7 protein-coding genes are annotated in these 15,842 nt (G+C 38.5%); all 7 read right to left on the bottom strand.

Annotated elements, in window-relative coordinates; all coding sequences use genetic code 11:
• Positions 1-9 precede the first annotated feature (9 nt).
• On the bottom strand, positions 10-1,056 hold the full coding sequence (hppD, locus tag GQR46_RS01120; protein ID WP_024589439.1) for a 4-hydroxyphenylpyruvate dioxygenase: 1,047 nt from the start codon (positions 1,054-1,056) through the stop codon (positions 10-12).
• Between the two features lie 303 nt (positions 1,057-1,359).
• On the bottom strand, positions 1,360-4,107 hold the full coding sequence (locus tag GQR46_RS01125; protein ID WP_165739443.1) for a metallophosphoesterase: 2,748 nt from the start codon (positions 4,105-4,107) through the stop codon (positions 1,360-1,362).
• A gap of 146 nt (positions 4,108-4,253) precedes the next feature.
• Complete coding sequence (locus GQR46_RS01130; protein ID WP_165729042.1) at positions 4,254-5,747, bottom strand: peptide MFS transporter; 1,494 nt, start codon at positions 5,745-5,747, stop codon at positions 4,254-4,256.
• Between the two features lie 246 nt (positions 5,748-5,993).
• Positions 5,994-9,812, bottom strand: coding sequence for a cellulose synthase subunit BcsC-related outer membrane protein (locus GQR46_RS01135; protein WP_165739445.1), 3,819 nt, complete (start codon positions 9,810-9,812; stop codon positions 5,994-5,996).
• Positions 9,803-10,933, bottom strand: coding sequence for a cellulose synthase complex periplasmic endoglucanase BcsZ (gene bcsZ / locus GQR46_RS01140; protein ID WP_165739447.1), 1,131 nt, complete (start codon positions 10,931-10,933; stop codon positions 9,803-9,805). Before bcsZ ends, GQR46_RS01135 begins: the two co-directional genes overlap by 10 nt.
• On the bottom strand, positions 10,933-13,179 hold the full coding sequence (gene bcsB, locus GQR46_RS01145; protein ID WP_165739449.1) for a cellulose biosynthesis cyclic di-GMP-binding regulatory protein BcsB: 2,247 nt from the start codon (positions 13,177-13,179) through the stop codon (positions 10,933-10,935). Before bcsB ends, bcsZ begins: the two co-directional genes overlap by 1 nt.
• Positions 13,172-15,841: a UDP-forming cellulose synthase catalytic subunit gene (bcsA, locus tag GQR46_RS01150; protein ID WP_165739451.1), complete on the bottom strand. Its 2,670-nt coding sequence runs from the start codon at positions 15,839-15,841 to the stop codon at positions 13,172-13,174. The genes bcsB and bcsA overlap by 8 nt, the downstream gene beginning before the upstream one ends.
• Between the last annotated feature and the right edge of the window lies 1 nt (position 15,842).

A 15,842-nucleotide genomic window follows, 5' to 3' on the forward strand; every position in this document is an offset into this window, starting at 1 on the left:
TCAAATATTTTATAAAACGCCGCGACGCTCTTGGTCGCGTTCGATTGATTCAAATAATGCTTGGAAGTTACCTTCACCAAAGCCACCATCATCAACGCGTTGGATCATTTCTATAAAGATTGGACCAAATAAGTTTTTAGAGAAAATTTGCAATAAATAACAATTTTCACTTTGGCTATCTACGAGTATCTGGTGCTGACGAATTTTTTCTTTGTCTTCAGCAACCCAAGGTACTCGGTCAAAAATAGTATCGTAGTACTCTGGGATAATATCGAGCGTTGCAATTGTTGATTTATCCAGCTTATCAAGAGAACTTACTAGGTCATCTGTTAAAAACGCTAAATGTTGAACGCCTGGGCCGTTGTACTCACCAAGGTATTCATCAATTTGGTTGTTATCGTTACCTTTACCTTCGTTTATTGGAATAGAGAAGGTGCCACAAGGTGATTTTAGTGCATACGAAATAAGCGCTGTTTTTTGACCTTTAATGTCAAAGTAGCGTACTTCTGTAAAACCAAATACGTCTTTATAAAAGTTAGCCCATTTTTCCATGGTGCCTTTATAAACGTTATTGGTTAAATGATCGATTCGGATAAAGCCTTTATCTTCTACAACATTTTGCGTTTCTAAATCTTCAAAATCGCTTTCGTAAATAGTGCCTTTGTCGCCAAAATTCTCAATAAAGTAAATTAGGCTGTCGCCAATGCCATAAATTGCAGGGTAAGGCATGTTTTTATGTGTTGAATCAGTGGCTGGTTTTGCACCACGCTCTACTGCAGTTTCAAATGCTTTTTGTGCATTCTCAACACGCCAACCCATTGAACAAATAGCAGGACCATGGCTTTTAGCAAATTCTGCAGAAAAACCTTCACGCTCGTTATTCAGTAAAAAGTGAATATCGTTTTGGTTGTAATAAACAATGTCTTTACCTTTGAATTTTTTAAGCTTAGAGAAGCCAAAATCAGTAAATACTTTATCCATATAATCAGCATCAGGTGTTGCGTACTCGGTAAATTCAATACCGACTAAACCTAAATAGTTATTTACTTCACTCATTATTATTACTCCCGCAATTAAGCACTGCAATTATGTGTTGTTGTCATATTGCATTAGATAATCAACCAGATTCTTGATTTGGGGAAGAGGGGGGCACTATTTAGTGTGTAGTGTATGTGTAAATTTTATAGGACGGTTATTATAAAGTTACGTGTTTGTAATACAGTTAAATAAAATGAAGTTATATGGCATAGGATTGAATAGTGGTTTTTATTCTTAATATGTTGTTTTTAAATAACAAAAAGGAGGGTTCACCTGCGTGAAGCCTCCTTTTAGAATGAACAAGCAAAAGCTTAGTTGTATTTAATTATTTACACTTTTAGAGTTGCTACCAAAGAACTTGTTACGTTGCTCAATCCATTGGTTTGTTTTTATCGCTGGCGCAGCTTGATAGTGACGTTCAATCGTTTGATTTAACACTCGCGTTGGTTGCTCAAAGGACAACTTTTGTTGTGCGCCGCCCATACTTTTAATTTCACCGCGAGTCATAGCACGACCAGCATAGAGTAATGCATTTAAGTAACCAGGTCGGGTTTCGTAGTTGTTATCTGTAAATAACAGGATTGTTTTATCAAGTGCCCATCGACGGTTTATCTCACCTTCTTCTTTAACACCTTCGAGTTCACCATCTACGTATATTTCAAATACGCCATTTGTTGGTGCGGCATAAAATACAAAGGCAATACGATGCCAGTTACCTGGTTCAGTATCGCCAAAGTATCCACTATTGCTGGTTGCTTCACCGTACCCACCGTCTGGGCTTGCGAATATATCTGCGTCATCTGTATCGTAGTTTTCGGTATCGGCTTGGATTATTGCGCGGTAAATGTCGTTTGTTTCCAATGGCCAGTTTATATCCATAACTATTGTGTAGTCAGACACTAACCCGTCATCTTTAAAATCACCATTTGCAGCTGTGTTTAACGTAATTAATAGGCCTTCTGTTGGAGAATGACGAGTAAAAGCCATTACACCAGAAGGACCATCAGTTAAATCGGCAATATTAAGATCAGTGGTTGTCTCATAGCGTGTATCTTCTGGGCCCCAACCGTCATTTTCTGGGTCAAAGTAGCTTAAAACAGATGGACCTGAGTCTGGAATTAGTGGGTTTGTTGGATCGTCAAAGTTCCAAGTTGTTATATTTGCAACATCTTGGCAAGCATTAAGCTGTGTGTCTGTATCAAGGTGAAGACATTGCGTTGTTCTAAAGCGTGCGTATTGATCAAGTAGCCACCATGCTTCGGCAATTGGCTTTACATCATTAAAAGTAACACTGCTAAAAAATAAATCTGGATTAAGTGCCGCACCTTTAAATAAAGCGACATTATAATTTGTCGTTACTTGAATATCTTCTGGCTTTAACACAAACCAATCGGGTTGGCTGGCAATCATTGTGTTTAAATCAGTGCCTGTAACGGTTACTTGATACAGTGAATTAAAGCCAGGTGTGTTTGAAGGCTGTCTTTCAACATAAAATGCTTTGTGAAAATCTTCTTGTGTAACAGTCCCTGGCGTCCATCTTTTTTGCACAAGTTCAGGGTTAAGCAGCGCTGCGTTAATTGAGCTTGAATGTTTAGTTGCAAGTGCAGTAATACCCGCAACTTCAAAATCACTCGGATAGTTTTCTGAAATGGCAATTTCTGTATCAGCATCGGGTGCATATCGGCCCATTATTTCATCGATGGCTAGCTTGGTTTCTTCGTCAGGTTCTATAGATGTTCGCGTATCTACATGTTGATAATCGTAACGACTTAGTGCTTTATCTGCAGTATTAAATACTAAATTTAAATCGGTGACTCCACGAGCATAAAATTCTGGTTGAATGACTAAAGCATTATTTTCAAGCTCTATAAAGTTTTCACCACCATGAGTATGCCCACCAAGCACTAAATCTATACCGGGCACATTGGTTGCTATCTCAACGTCAGTTCCTTTACCTAAGTGGCTTAGCATTATCATGTAATCAACATCACCGCTGTATTGGCTTACAATACTTTGTGCGATTTGTTGCCACTTCCAACTCATTTTAAATTGTTTTATAAAGTCAGGAATAGGGTCATCTTCAATTGGCTCGTCAAGTTCATCCCATGGTACTGACGTCATCCCAAACACACCCAATGTTATGCAGCCAACCTGTACTTTAGCAAAGTCCACACCGCCAAAGCTCTTATTTTGCTCTCCCTCAAAGCGGGTATTACTTGCAAGTACAATGGCATTATCGTCTTGTGAAAACTCAAGTAGCTTTTCAGGACCCCATGCATAGTCATGATTCCCTAAAACACGTAAATCAAAAGCCATTAGCTTTACGGTTTCATCAGAGGCTAAGCCTTGTGATATTTGCTCTGCAACGGTCCCTTTTTCGTAATCATCGCCACCATCGGTAAATAATGTATGCGGAGATTCGCTTAGCGCTTTTTTATAATAAGCCTTGATACGACTAAAATACTGTTCCTGATACCCAAAACGAGCATGCATGTCGGCAACGTGCACAAATCGTATAGATTGCTCTGTTGCATTTGCATCACATGTAGGGCCAATATCAGAAAATGCCACCGTACGTTGCATTTCTATTGCATAGCTACCTAGTTGGTCTACTTGTGCGCTAACAAAGCCTTGCGATACTGTTGAATTAGTAATACTTGACCAAGAATCTCCGCTCAAACGAGCAATAGTTAATTGGCCTCCTAATACATAGTCGTCAGGTATTTTTATGGTGATTGTCATTGGGCTAGAAAGTTGAAGTGTATTCGGGGTAAGCGTATGTATATCTGAAATGATATTTTTTGCTTGATTATTCTCATCAAGGACTAATTTTTCGTAGGTTATTTCAGTATCGCTAGCCACTATTTCCCCAGGGGCATTGATAGTAAAGTTACCTTCATCTAATGACGTTTGTAAGCCATTAGCATTGGTAATAATTAAGCCACTAGGCTCAGGCTCTACAGGATCATTTGGATTTACTGTAATTTGATCTTCGGCCCCACCACAGGCAGATAAAAAAATAAGGAGAAATGCTATTAGAGTGGCACGTAATAATGTTAATGAATGCATATACTGCTGTCCCTGAGTCTATTCAATAATCAATCAGGACATAATATCAGTTAACGAGAGTGGGGCAAAGTTGAATAAAAAAATTCCCCCATAGACGCTATGGAGGAATGTATCGGTTATGTTGTTATATTAAAAATAAACAACAATTAAGAGACTTTCTCTTCTAACCCTTGTTTTTCCCATACTTTAGCTTTAAAGGTCATTAGTACTAAAACAACACCAACACCAATGCTAAATAATGCAATTTGTAAGTATAAGTTAGGGATTTCATCAACATTGTTCGGATCGAAATTACCAGCAAGTAAACCCGCAATAATATTACCAATCGAGTAAGTTAATACAAATACACCCATCATTTGACCGGTGTAACGTTTAGGCGATAACTTACTTACAGCACTTAATGCTACAGGGCTTAAACAAAGCTCACCCACTGTATGTAAAAAGTACGTAGTAACAAGCCAGTAAGGCGCTACTTTTAAGCCTTCAGCTGCGTAATGAGCCGCCATAAACATAACTAAAAAGCCTGATGCCATGATAATTAAACCAATTGCACACTTAACGCTATAGCTAGGTGATACTAAGCTTTTAGATAAGTTAATCCAAAGCGCTGCAAAAAATGGCGATAAAGCAATAATAAACAGTGAGTTTAATGATTGAAACCACGTTGTAGGGATTTCAAAAGTACCAATAAGGCGGTCAGTATAATCGCGAGCAAATAAGTTTAATGACGAACCTGCTTGTTCAAAGCCAGACCAAAAACATGCAGATGCAATACAGACTAAAAATAGTGCCCACATTCTTTGTTTTTCGGCATCTGTTAATTTACCTGTAAAGTAAATAACACCAAAATAAACAAAAAAGATAATAGTAAATACAACAGCTACGTACCCTGCAACCACTGTTGGATTGATTACAATTGCGCCGGTCATTGCAGCCGTAGTAACTGCAGCCGCTGCAATTACAAACGCAGCAATACCAACCCATGCGCGAGAAGTGCCTTTAGGACCTAATGGATTTGCTGGTAAAGCGCTATGCTCTGGTAAGTTATTAAGTGAGCGCTTATATTGCACCAAACCAATAGCCATACCAACAGCTGCTGCACCAAACGCCCAGTGCCAACCTACGTTTTCCATAAAGTAACCACAAACGTAGTAACCAATTAAAGAACCTAAGTTAATACCCATGTAGTAAATAGCGTAACCGCCATCACGACGCTCATCAGCATCACTGTATAGTTGGCCTACCATTGCGCTGATATTTGGTTTTAGCAAACCAGTACCTGTCGCTACAAATATCAAGCCAATGAAGAAAGAATAATCATGTGGAATAGCCAAAATGATATGACCAATCATAATGATTATACCGCCATACCATACTGCTTTTTGACCACCAAACAATCTATCTGCTAGCCAGCCACCTGGTAAACCTAAAAAGTATACCGCACCTGTGTATAAACCATAAATTGCAGCAGCTGAGGCAACAGTAAAGGCTAAACCTTCTTCTTGTAAGCTTGCTGTCATGAATAATACGAGCATAGCTCGCATACCGTAATAACTCATTCGTTCCCACATTTCAGTGAAGAACAATGTTGAAAGTCCTTTAGGGTGGCCAAACCAGCCACTATCTGGAGCTGAACTCATATTTACTTCCTAACTTTAAGTATTGTTATGATGGCCTTATAATTTTTTGCTTTAGCTATTTTAGAATTTGTAATCACTAAAATGCTCGACCATCAGTATATTATTTGTAGCTAAGATAATGATTTGCTATATGGCAGTAACACCACAAGGTAAGAGACACACCCTTATCCTAGTTACAATTGCGCTCAAGTATACATATACCTTAGTGCTAGGGGAAGTGTTCGCGGTGTATCACCTTATGCCAAGTTAAAACTCAGCATAAGGAACAATAGGGGTGCCTGGAAACTCAAGTGTTCCGTACACAGGATTAAAGTAGTAACGTATATAAAGCTGACCAAAATTTGGTTCGTAAAAGTCAGAACGATCGATGGCTAAGTAACCACCAAAGAACCAATTCGGCGTTATTCTATACTCAAAACTACCTTCAAGATTATATGAAACACCAGAACTTGTTTCACCTTCAAATACAGGATCAACACCTGTTATTGACTCTCTATCATATGCAGCTATTTGCAAATCGCCATCATTAGGGAAGAAATCAATAGATTGAGTTTTTGTTTGCGAGTACGAAACACCGGTTTTTAATCGATAAACAAAATCATCGCCCCAACGCGCATCATAAGTGAGTGGCACAGATAAACCTACATAGTTTTGTGGACTGTAATAACCACCATGGCCCCATGTTTCTTCACTTAAATTATACTTGTATGCCCAATGTAATAAGCTAGCGCCTACGGTAAATTCACGATCTTGATTGCTAATTACACGGTAGTAAGTACCGCCCATCATACGGTAGCGTTGGTTGTCTTTTACATTTTGACCTTTATAAAGGGTAAAGTCGGCGCTTGACCAAAAACCCCATTTACCGCCTAAGTCATGCGATACATTAGCAGTTAGACCTGTAGAACGTACGCCACCCCAAACTTCACCTGTATTTACATCTTTAAGACCTGCATAAGAAAGTACCGAGCTCGTAACTGGGCGTTTTTCAAGTTCTAGGCTGTATCCAAAGTCGCCAAAACTGTCTGCGTAATTTACACCCCATACAATGTCTTCAATTAAAAAGCCGAGTGGGGTTGTACCTACATCAACACGCCAGTTTTCATTTTGCCAACCAATACCTACATCTACACCACTTTCCTCAGGTGTTACTTCATCAATTGAACAGGTGAAAATACACAGTGCACCTTGCCCGTAGCGGCTGCCAGCAAATTGTTCATCAAAACGCGTTGTTTGTGCACTAATAGTTGTAGGATCTACTTTAATAAACCCTTGGCCTTGCCAAAGTGGAAAGTAAGCTTCAATCGGGACTAAGCCTGCACCAAGTGTTGCTTCGCTTTCAGTGCTTGTTTGTCCGCTAAAGTTAACACCAATGGCAATGTAGGCTTGGTTTTTGTTTTGCTCGTTTATTAGCTCTCGTTTAGCACCGTTTACATACCATTCATCGTTTTCATCTATTTTTGAAAGCGCCCCGTAAAGCTCTTTTTCATTTAATGTACGATTAGGAAATAGGGTTTGCGCATACCAAGATTGTGCTTGTTCGGTTTCGTTAAATTTGCTGGCTACTTGAGCGCCTAAATAACGTAGTTCTTGATCGTTGGGTGACTTTTCAACTAGTTGTTTAGCTAAGTAAAGTGCATCCCCTGAGTAATTAAACTCATTAAGAGATGACATGATTTGGCGTTGTAAATAACCTTCTTGCGACGTGGTTTGCGTTATCGCTTTTTGCGTTACTTCTTTTGCTTGAAAGTCGTCCCCAAGTTCTAGATACGTATTAGCAATAGCGAGCAGTGCTTGAGCCTCTATGGTTTGTTTATTTTGTACTTTTTGTTGATACAAAATAACAGCCGCTTCGCGCTGTTCAAGTTCTAAGTTTGCATTAATAAGGGCAGTAGTTGTTGCTGGAGTATTTTTATATTTTTGATCCAGCTGGTTAAGCTTAGCGATTAAATCACTACCATTGTAATACTGAGTAATATAGCTATTTTGTAGCTGTACATATTGAGTTGTTTCGTTTTCAGTTGCGCTCTCTGGTAGTACGTAATGTTCAAACCATTGCTTCGTTTTACTCTCATCGCCCTGACCTAAAAGCCATTCACCATAAAGTGTATGCCAATAAGCAGAAAGCGAAGGCTCAGCTTTCAGTGCTTTGTTTATAAGTTTTATAGCGTGCTTTTTTTCGTCGATTCTATACCAGCTTCGTGATAACTCAGCCTGCATAGCAGGTGTTAAGCTCTGTGCTTCTAAGTTACTTAAATGATAAATAGCAGTGGCTTTATCTTTAGCGTCAAGGTGGCGCTCACTTTGTGTTAAAGATTCATTAAGTTGCAGCTGCTGTTCAAGCGCAATAATGCCTTTATCTCTGGATTTAAATGGAATGTACTGCAAGGTTTTAATAGCACCTTGATAGTCATCAAGAGAGCGTAGAAAAAGCGCGTGGCTGTAACGAATCTGAGGATTTAACGGAAATTGCCACAGCACATTATTAAATAAAGCACGGGCCTCTTCTGTGAGCCCTTTTTGTTGATATATAAAGGCTAAGTCGTAGTATAACCAAGGCTGTTCTGGCGCTATTTCAATAGCGTCTTTTAATACTTTTTCGGCTTGCTCTAAATCTCCCGACTGTGCAAACGTATTTGCCTTTGCGCGGTACTGACTGCTTAAAGAGACAGAGTAAGATTCTTTAACTAGTTTTTTTTGATTAAACGATAAGCTGTTATAAAAAGAGGTTAGGGCTTTTTCATTCTGCTCTAATTCAGCTATTTCAAGTAGGCCTATTAAAGCGCTGCTATTAAGTGGATCACTTCTTAAAACAATTTGATATGTAAGTGCAGCTTGTGAATATTGCTCTTGAGCAAATTGTAATAAACCTTTGTTATATATTACTGTATTAGTTTCTTGTTCTAAGGTGGCTGCTAAATCAAGCTTAAGCTTAGCCGTTTTAAACTCTTTATTATTAATGGCATTTTTAGCTTCGCGTATATAAAGCCAAAGCTTAGCTGTTTTTGCAAGCTCCTGTAGTGTTTCACGCTCGGCGAACTCAGTTGTAAACTTTTGCGCACGAGTAAAATATTGATACGACTTTTGGTTTTCACCCAGACGTAAATAGAGTGTGCCAAGGCTTCGCATTATAGCGCCGTCTTGCGGTCGGCCTCTTAAAGCTTTTAAAAGTAAAGGCTCTGCGGCAGCAAGTTTATTTTTCTCAAGTAATCTATCGCCCCTAACCCAAAGCTGATAGGCGGGGTCGGCAAGAAGTGTTTGACGTTTTTTATAATCTTTTAGAAAATCTTGGTATTGTAATTCACCTTTACTACTAAAGGGATAAAGAGTGAAATAGCGCTGATACTGCTTAACTGTATCATCCGTTAAGGGCATTTCTAGCAAAGCACTAAGCCAAATATATTCTACTTCATTAATAAAAGTAGGGCCTGCGCCATATTTACTTAAAATATCAATCGCTTTTTTATCTGTAAGATTACGCCTAAGTAGGTGACGGGCATAAGCAATTTCTATCTGCGCAATACTTGGGTAGCTTTGAGCTAATTTATTATAGCCTTTTTTAACACTTTCCCATTGGGAGCTATCTTGTCCATACCAGCTTAAATGCTCAAGCTCGTAATCTAATGTAGGGTAGACGTTTTTAAAAATATTATTATAGATTTCGCGAGCTTGTTCATAACGACCCGCGCGAGCCAATAATTTAGCTTGCTGAATTGAAGATTTGTCTTTTCCTTCAGTACGCGAAAGGACTTTTAGCTTTTCAACGCACGGAGCTTGTTTGGTAAGCCCATTATCTATTTTACTTAGTAATTGGTTGGCTTTCGCTGATTCGCCATTGGCAAAATCATAACGCGCTACTGCGCACTGTGTTTCTATGCGGGCAGGGGCAATAGCGACTAGCTTTCGCAAGCTATCTTCAACTAGTTTTTTATTTTGCTGTGCTTCACCAATACCTATTTGGCTTAGTAACCAATCAACAGATTGCGTATCAATATCGTTGACTGTGTTAGCGCTTAATCCAGAGCTAAGCGCTAATGTGCAAGCGAGGGCAAACCTTAACGGCATTCAGTGCTCCATACCGGTTGTAGCGTCCCATCTGCTGTAATTGAAAAACGCTTATTTAAAGCACTTGTACCAAACAAGTTAAGTACGCTGTCGTAATAACGAGTCTGGGTAAATGATTTATCAATCATTAGTTTTTGCTGGATCGCCATTACTGTAGAATTGTCGTTATTAGTCGCTAGTAAAGGTAATAGAGCTGAGTTAAAGCCTAGAGGGCCTCTTTTTTCAGATTTTCCTGATTTAGCAAAAGTATTTAAAGGCACGTAACCACGTTTATTAATTGTTTCTATAAAAGGGTTAAATTGCGCTAATAGCTCTTTTTTATAAGGCGCGTTGTCTGCCATCATACTTGCCCATAAATATACTCTAATAGCGTTGTAACTGCCCAAGTCGCTCGTTTTTTTATCGTAATAAAAGCCGTTATTTGCATCAAACATTACCCAGTCAGGGCTAACACCTTGCTTTGCTGTATCTAAAATCAACTTTGCTGAGCCTTCGTGCAGTTGATGCCAAGGCGAGTGTGGATAAAGCTTTTTAAACTGCTGATAAATAAATAACGGTGAGTAGCTTGGGTTTAACTTAAAACGCTCATTATCAAATTCAAAACCAGTAGGGGCGGGTAGTAATGATAAACCTAGGCCCGAAATATAGGCGGTTTCTTCACGCATTATTCGCTTCGCAAGTACGGCTGCTAATATGCTGTAGCGGCGGTCATCCCAAAGAATAGCAGCTTGCGATAAACTGTATGCTATCCATAAGTCAGAATCAGACGCTGGATTTGAATCTAAAATTCCGCCAACATTTTGATTGTTAACACCCCATTGCCATGCAGGTAAACGAGTGCTTAAATCACCCTCTGACAAATGCTCTTGGGTCCAATCAAGCACTAGGTCAAACATTGCTTTATCGTTTGCTACAACAGCAAAAAATAACGCATAAGATTGGCCTTCAGAGGTTGTGATATTTTGCTTGCTACCTAAATCAATTACGCGACCATCTTGGCTTATAAAGTTGTTTTTAAACGTTTGCCACGCATCCCATGGCTGACACTGCTCTACCTGTGCACTGACATTAAAGGTGAATAATGCAATCACGGTAAAAAATACATTAATGAGTGACTTCATTACTTATCTCCTTCAGCTAAGCGCTTGTGCGTTAATGCTTGCAGTAATTGCCATATTATAAATGAGATCAGCAGTAGTGTTAAAATAGACAATAGCGCTAGCACAAATGGGTGATCTGACAAATGGAACCAAACTAGGGTATGCACTGGAATATGGCCAACAAAATATTGCTCATCAGTTTTTATTGTTTTAATGCCTTGAGAATTTATGACCGTAGCACTGCCTTTAATTTGCGCAAGAGCTTCTGAACTCATTAACGCATCATCTAGTAGAGTAAAGGCTTTTTGTGATGTTGCACTAAGCGATACAATTGAGCGCTCTGAATCAAACGGTGATTGAAACCCTGTAATAACTGCCATATCACCGCTACTTTTTATACTCACTTCTACTTTATCTGTTGTTTGCTCATCGTATGCACCATTGTATATGGCTTGTTTTATAGCGCGCTGATTGTTATCAAGCAAAATATTAGTTTGTGCGTCTTCATCTAAGTTATTGGTAATGCTATTAGGTTTTGCGATAACTAAAATGTCTTTATCATCTAAGTTGGCATCTTCATTTAAATGAGCAACGCTTATTCTGTGGGCTGGATAACCAGTAATTGCACCAAAGTGACCGGTTAAGTTAAGCAGTACAGAAAGCGCTTTAGGTGATGGGACTTCATCTATTAATACTAAAGTTTGTTGTAAATCTGCATATTTTGTAAATGGGAATCCGCTGTTTGCAAATACATTTAAATCAGGCAAAGCCATGTAATGGTCAAACCCACTTACATCAATGTTAGAGTTTCCATCAATTACACCGTACTCGCCACCAGGTGGAGCAACGGCACATTCGCCTTTTTTAAGCACTGCAAATCTAAAGTCAAAATTTAGTTCATTGCGGTTGGCAAGGTTAATACCCTCTAATGAAAAATCTTCTGCGCTTTGTGTTGTGTCTGTATTAGCGATTAAAGGCAACAATGTTTTAGCGGTCGTTAAAGATGTATCTTTTTTATCAAGTAAATAACCAGTTATGAACTCTTGATTTATTAACATGTTCAAACGTGAATTTAAGGTTTCGCTATCTGGCGTATTACGGTATTGCAGAGTTATTGGAATCCCTTTTTCACGCCAAGTAAATAAGTCAGGCGCAAAACGAACGTTTAGTTTTATAGGCCCGTTGTTAAGACCTTCAGCTTGTAACTGAGTTGGGTAGTCAATAAGTTCGTCGAAGTGCACAGGGCGATCGCTTCTGAGCCATCGCGGGGCATCGTAAGCTTTACGCAGTGGGAGTTTGTTAATTGCCTCGATGCTTGCACTTCGGCCAGTCATAATTTTATGACCAAATACAAGACCCGTTACGGCTGTTTTTAAGTCTTTTTCATCACGGCCTAGAATTAACAGCATTTTATTGTATCTGTGAATAGGGCTTGAGATTAGCTCAACAGTTGGCTTTTCAACATCTGGATAATCTTTTAAAAAATCAGGCTTTGAGTCATTAGTAATAAACACCACGCTATGCTGCTCAGGTGCTTTATTTACGACTACTGGAAAGTTAGCTCCACGCCAGTCAGCTTGTGCGCCAAACCAACTTGATAAAGTGGCTGCGGCTTCTATTGCTTGTGTATTGGGCGTGTTTGCAAATACAAAAGGTAGGTTTAATTTGTTGTAATCTTTAGCATCAAAAAATGGTTCTGGTAAATACTCAAGGCGGCTATCAATTGCTAACTGTTTTTGATCAAGGGTGATGTTGCTTGATTTATTTATTTCAGTCCAAATTGAACGGCTAAAATAATCTTGGCATTGTAAGTCGTAGTAACCAACTAACTCAAAGCGAATTTGGTTGTAGTCTTGAATGTATTTAGCATTTAGATCTAGGTTATGACTTACTGTGTTTTTTACAACACTTAGTTTTTCATTAATAGGTAAAACAGTGACTAAGTTATCGTTAAAGTAAACTTTTAAATGCGATACATTAGCTAGTAATGAAGGCGAGTTGGTATACGAAAAGTTAAGCTTTAAGTTAGTGCTTAATTTATCAATCCTATTTGTGAAATCAACCCTGGAATTGTTATTAACGCCGTCGAGTTTATAGTCGTTGAATCCTAACTTTTCAAAGCTAAGGCGTAAACTAGATATTTGAGCGCTCTCAGGGTAGCCATTTACAAACATAGTTTTGTCGTGCATAGGCTCGATAGCGAGCACTTGATATGCGCTACTAATAAGCAACAATGTTAGAAATGTATTAAGTAACTTTTTAATCATAATTATTATGCACTATCGGTTTTTTTGGAGTAAATGAATTTATGTAAATGACGGTATTAGTCATAAACTTAATTATTGGTTGTAACGCTCTTGGAGCATGAAATAGTAAATTACTAAAGCCCCGTAAACTTGTTTTTTGCACTTCTTTAAAGCTATACGATGGACGGTCATGTCTAAAGTTATTTTGCCAATCTAGCCATGCATCTGCTCTTGAAAAAGTACATTGTATAAAAGCTCTTTGCTTTTCTAGCGATAAATCTTTAAGTGTAAGACCAATTTGTTTTTTACGGGTGTTACATACATAAGTTGTAAACGAAAATTGCTTGTTACCGCGACTCATTAATAATTCAATTTTATCGTTAACGCGGCATAAATGTGCGTGTTCAGTCTCTATACCTACACCGTTATCTGAATAATCCGTTATTTTTACTTTTAAAGTATGACCATTTGCTAAACGAACGCCGGCAGGGAAGTTTGCTTTAATACGATGCGAGTGCCTAACTTGGCGTGCTTCGGCAGCAACCGCAACCGCAGCGCCTAAAATAATAATATTATAAAAAGCCCAACCCATACTTATTATCAGTACGCCAATCTGGCTTGAGTCACCTAAAAACAGACGTAATATACCCACTATTATGCCCAGTAAATTAATAAGTAAGAGAATTAAATACGGTTTAGAAATACCCCAGTCGTAATGCTCTTCATCATTTAAACCGCCTTTTTCGGTTACGTTAAATTTACCCTTATTAGGATTAAATAAAGCAACGGTTGTTGGTTTTAATATGTACCAAGCAAGTACTGATTCATATACCTCACCCCAGAAGGAGTAACGGTATTTACCTTGAATGCGTGAGTTAGTTGCTTTTATTTGAATTAGTGTCGGTACCACATAGATAAAAATAGCGATAAAAGGGGCATAAATTATGTAGGCATTAAAATATATCAACGCTAAAGGAGCGGTTAAAAATACAATACGAGGAATACCCGATAGGAAATGCAGCATTGCATTTATATAACATAATCGTTGAGGAATACTTAAACCTTTACCCATTAACGGGTTATCAAGTCTAAATATTTGCGCCATACCACGCGCCCAGCGGATACGTTGACCTATATGCGCTGATAAACTGTCGGTAGCAAGGCCTGCGGCTTGTGGAATGTTTATATAAGCTGTTTTATAACCAGCGCGTTGCATACGAAGAGCCGTATGTGCATCCTCAGTTACTGTTTCAAACGCAAAGCCGCCAATATCATCAAGTGCTGCTCGTTTTAATACGGCGCAAGAACCACAAAAGAAGGTTGCATCCCACATGTCGTTACCGTCTTGAATAAGTCCATAAAACAGCATGTTTTCGTTAGGAATTTGGCTGTGGTTATTAAGGTTTCGCTCAAATGGATCGGCTGAGAAAAAGTGATGTGGTGTTTGCACTAAACACACTTTACTGTCTTTTAAAAACTGCCCCATTGTCATTTGTAAAAATGAGCGAGCAGGAACGTGGTCACAGTCAAAAATTGCGATATATTCGCCATCGGTATAGCGCATAGCGCTATTCATATTACCGGCTTTAGCATGATTGTTATCCGAACGCGCTAAATAACCCACTCCAATTTCGGCTGCAAAATCTTTAAACTCTGAGCGCTTACCATCATCTAATATGTAAACATTTAGTTTATCGGCTGGCCAATCGATACTTAAAGCCGCGAGCGTAGTGGGCCTTACAACGCTTAACGGCTCGTTATAAGTTGGAATATATACATCAACTGTTGGCCACAAGTCAGTGTCTTTAGGCAAAGGAACTGGTTTTCGTTCAAGTGGATTAATTGTTTGAAAAAAACCTAAAATAAGCACAAGCCAGGCATACGTTTCAGCAAGCAATAAGCCCCCACCTAGCGCAAGTGCAAGCGGGTCATCCCAGTTTAAAGTTTCAGTGTAACGCCACCATAAATAACGAGAAGACGTAGTTACTGACAAGGTGATCATGACAATGGTTGCCATTTGGCCTTTTACTCGCTTAAGTGCATACGCAACTAATAAAATAAAACTTATAAAAACGGCTTGAGCTTCCAAGCTAAAAGGAATTGTAATGAATATTGCTAATAAAAATAAAATAAACGCGAGGATGACGTATTTAACTAATTTATTTTGCCATACACGTGCATCAGCCATCGCTTTAAAAGCACTCTTTTTAGGACCTTTTTTGTTTTTTGATAGTAGGCGCTTTAATAGTTTACCTAACTTTAAATCAAACCAACGTAATTGCCTTAAAAGGTAACTAACGCCATCATAAAAATAATTAACCGCATCTTCTTTTACAGAACTCGGTTTAAGCTGGTTTTTAAAAAATACTAAAAAAATACTTTGGATAACAAAGCGTAATATATTTGAGTAAATATAGGTTCGATAAGGCAACCTTAAATGAGGGTAGTAGTCATAAAGGGTAAACTCAAAGCTGATTTTATGCTGTTTAATGTTTATAAATAGCGAGCTTATAAGTGTAATAAAAGGCATTAAGAAAGCTTCAATTACATTTACTTTATGTTGATTAAAGTAGCTATGAAACTTAAATAATATGTACCGAACTAACTTATCAGTAAATAAAATGCTCAGCAGCAAGTATAAAGTACAGTGGATAGGGCGCTGATAAAATAATGCAATACTCATT

Source organism: Pseudoalteromonas sp. Z1A6 (genome assembly GCF_011378745.1).
Taxonomy (GTDB): Bacteria; Pseudomonadota; Gammaproteobacteria; order Enterobacterales; family Alteromonadaceae; genus Pseudoalteromonas; species Pseudoalteromonas arctica.

Bases quoted from the DNA above. Each gene is read 5' to 3' on its own strand.
- hppD (WP_024589439.1), bottom strand. From the start codon at position 1,056: ATGAGTGAAGTAAATAACTATTTAGGTTTAGTCGGTATTGAATTTACC.
- GQR46_RS01125 (WP_165739443.1), bottom strand. From the start codon at position 4,107: ATGCATTCATTAACATTATTACGTGCCACTCTAATAGCATTTCTCCTT.
- GQR46_RS01130 (WP_165729042.1), bottom strand. From the start codon at position 5,747: ATGAGTTCAGCTCCAGATAGTGGCTGGTTTGGCCACCCTAAAGGACTT.
- GQR46_RS01135 (WP_165739445.1), bottom strand. From the start codon at position 9,812: ATGCCGTTAAGGTTTGCCCTCGCTTGCACATTAGCGCTTAGCTCTGGA.
- bcsZ (WP_165739447.1), bottom strand. From the start codon at position 10,933: ATGAAGTCACTCATTAATGTATTTTTTACCGTGATTGCATTATTCACC.
- bcsB (WP_165739449.1), bottom strand. From the start codon at position 13,179: ATGATTAAAAAGTTACTTAATACATTTCTAACATTGTTGCTTATTAGT.
- bcsA (WP_165739451.1), bottom strand. From the start codon at position 15,841: ATGAGTATTGCATTATTTTATCAGCGCCCTATCCACTGTACTTTATAC.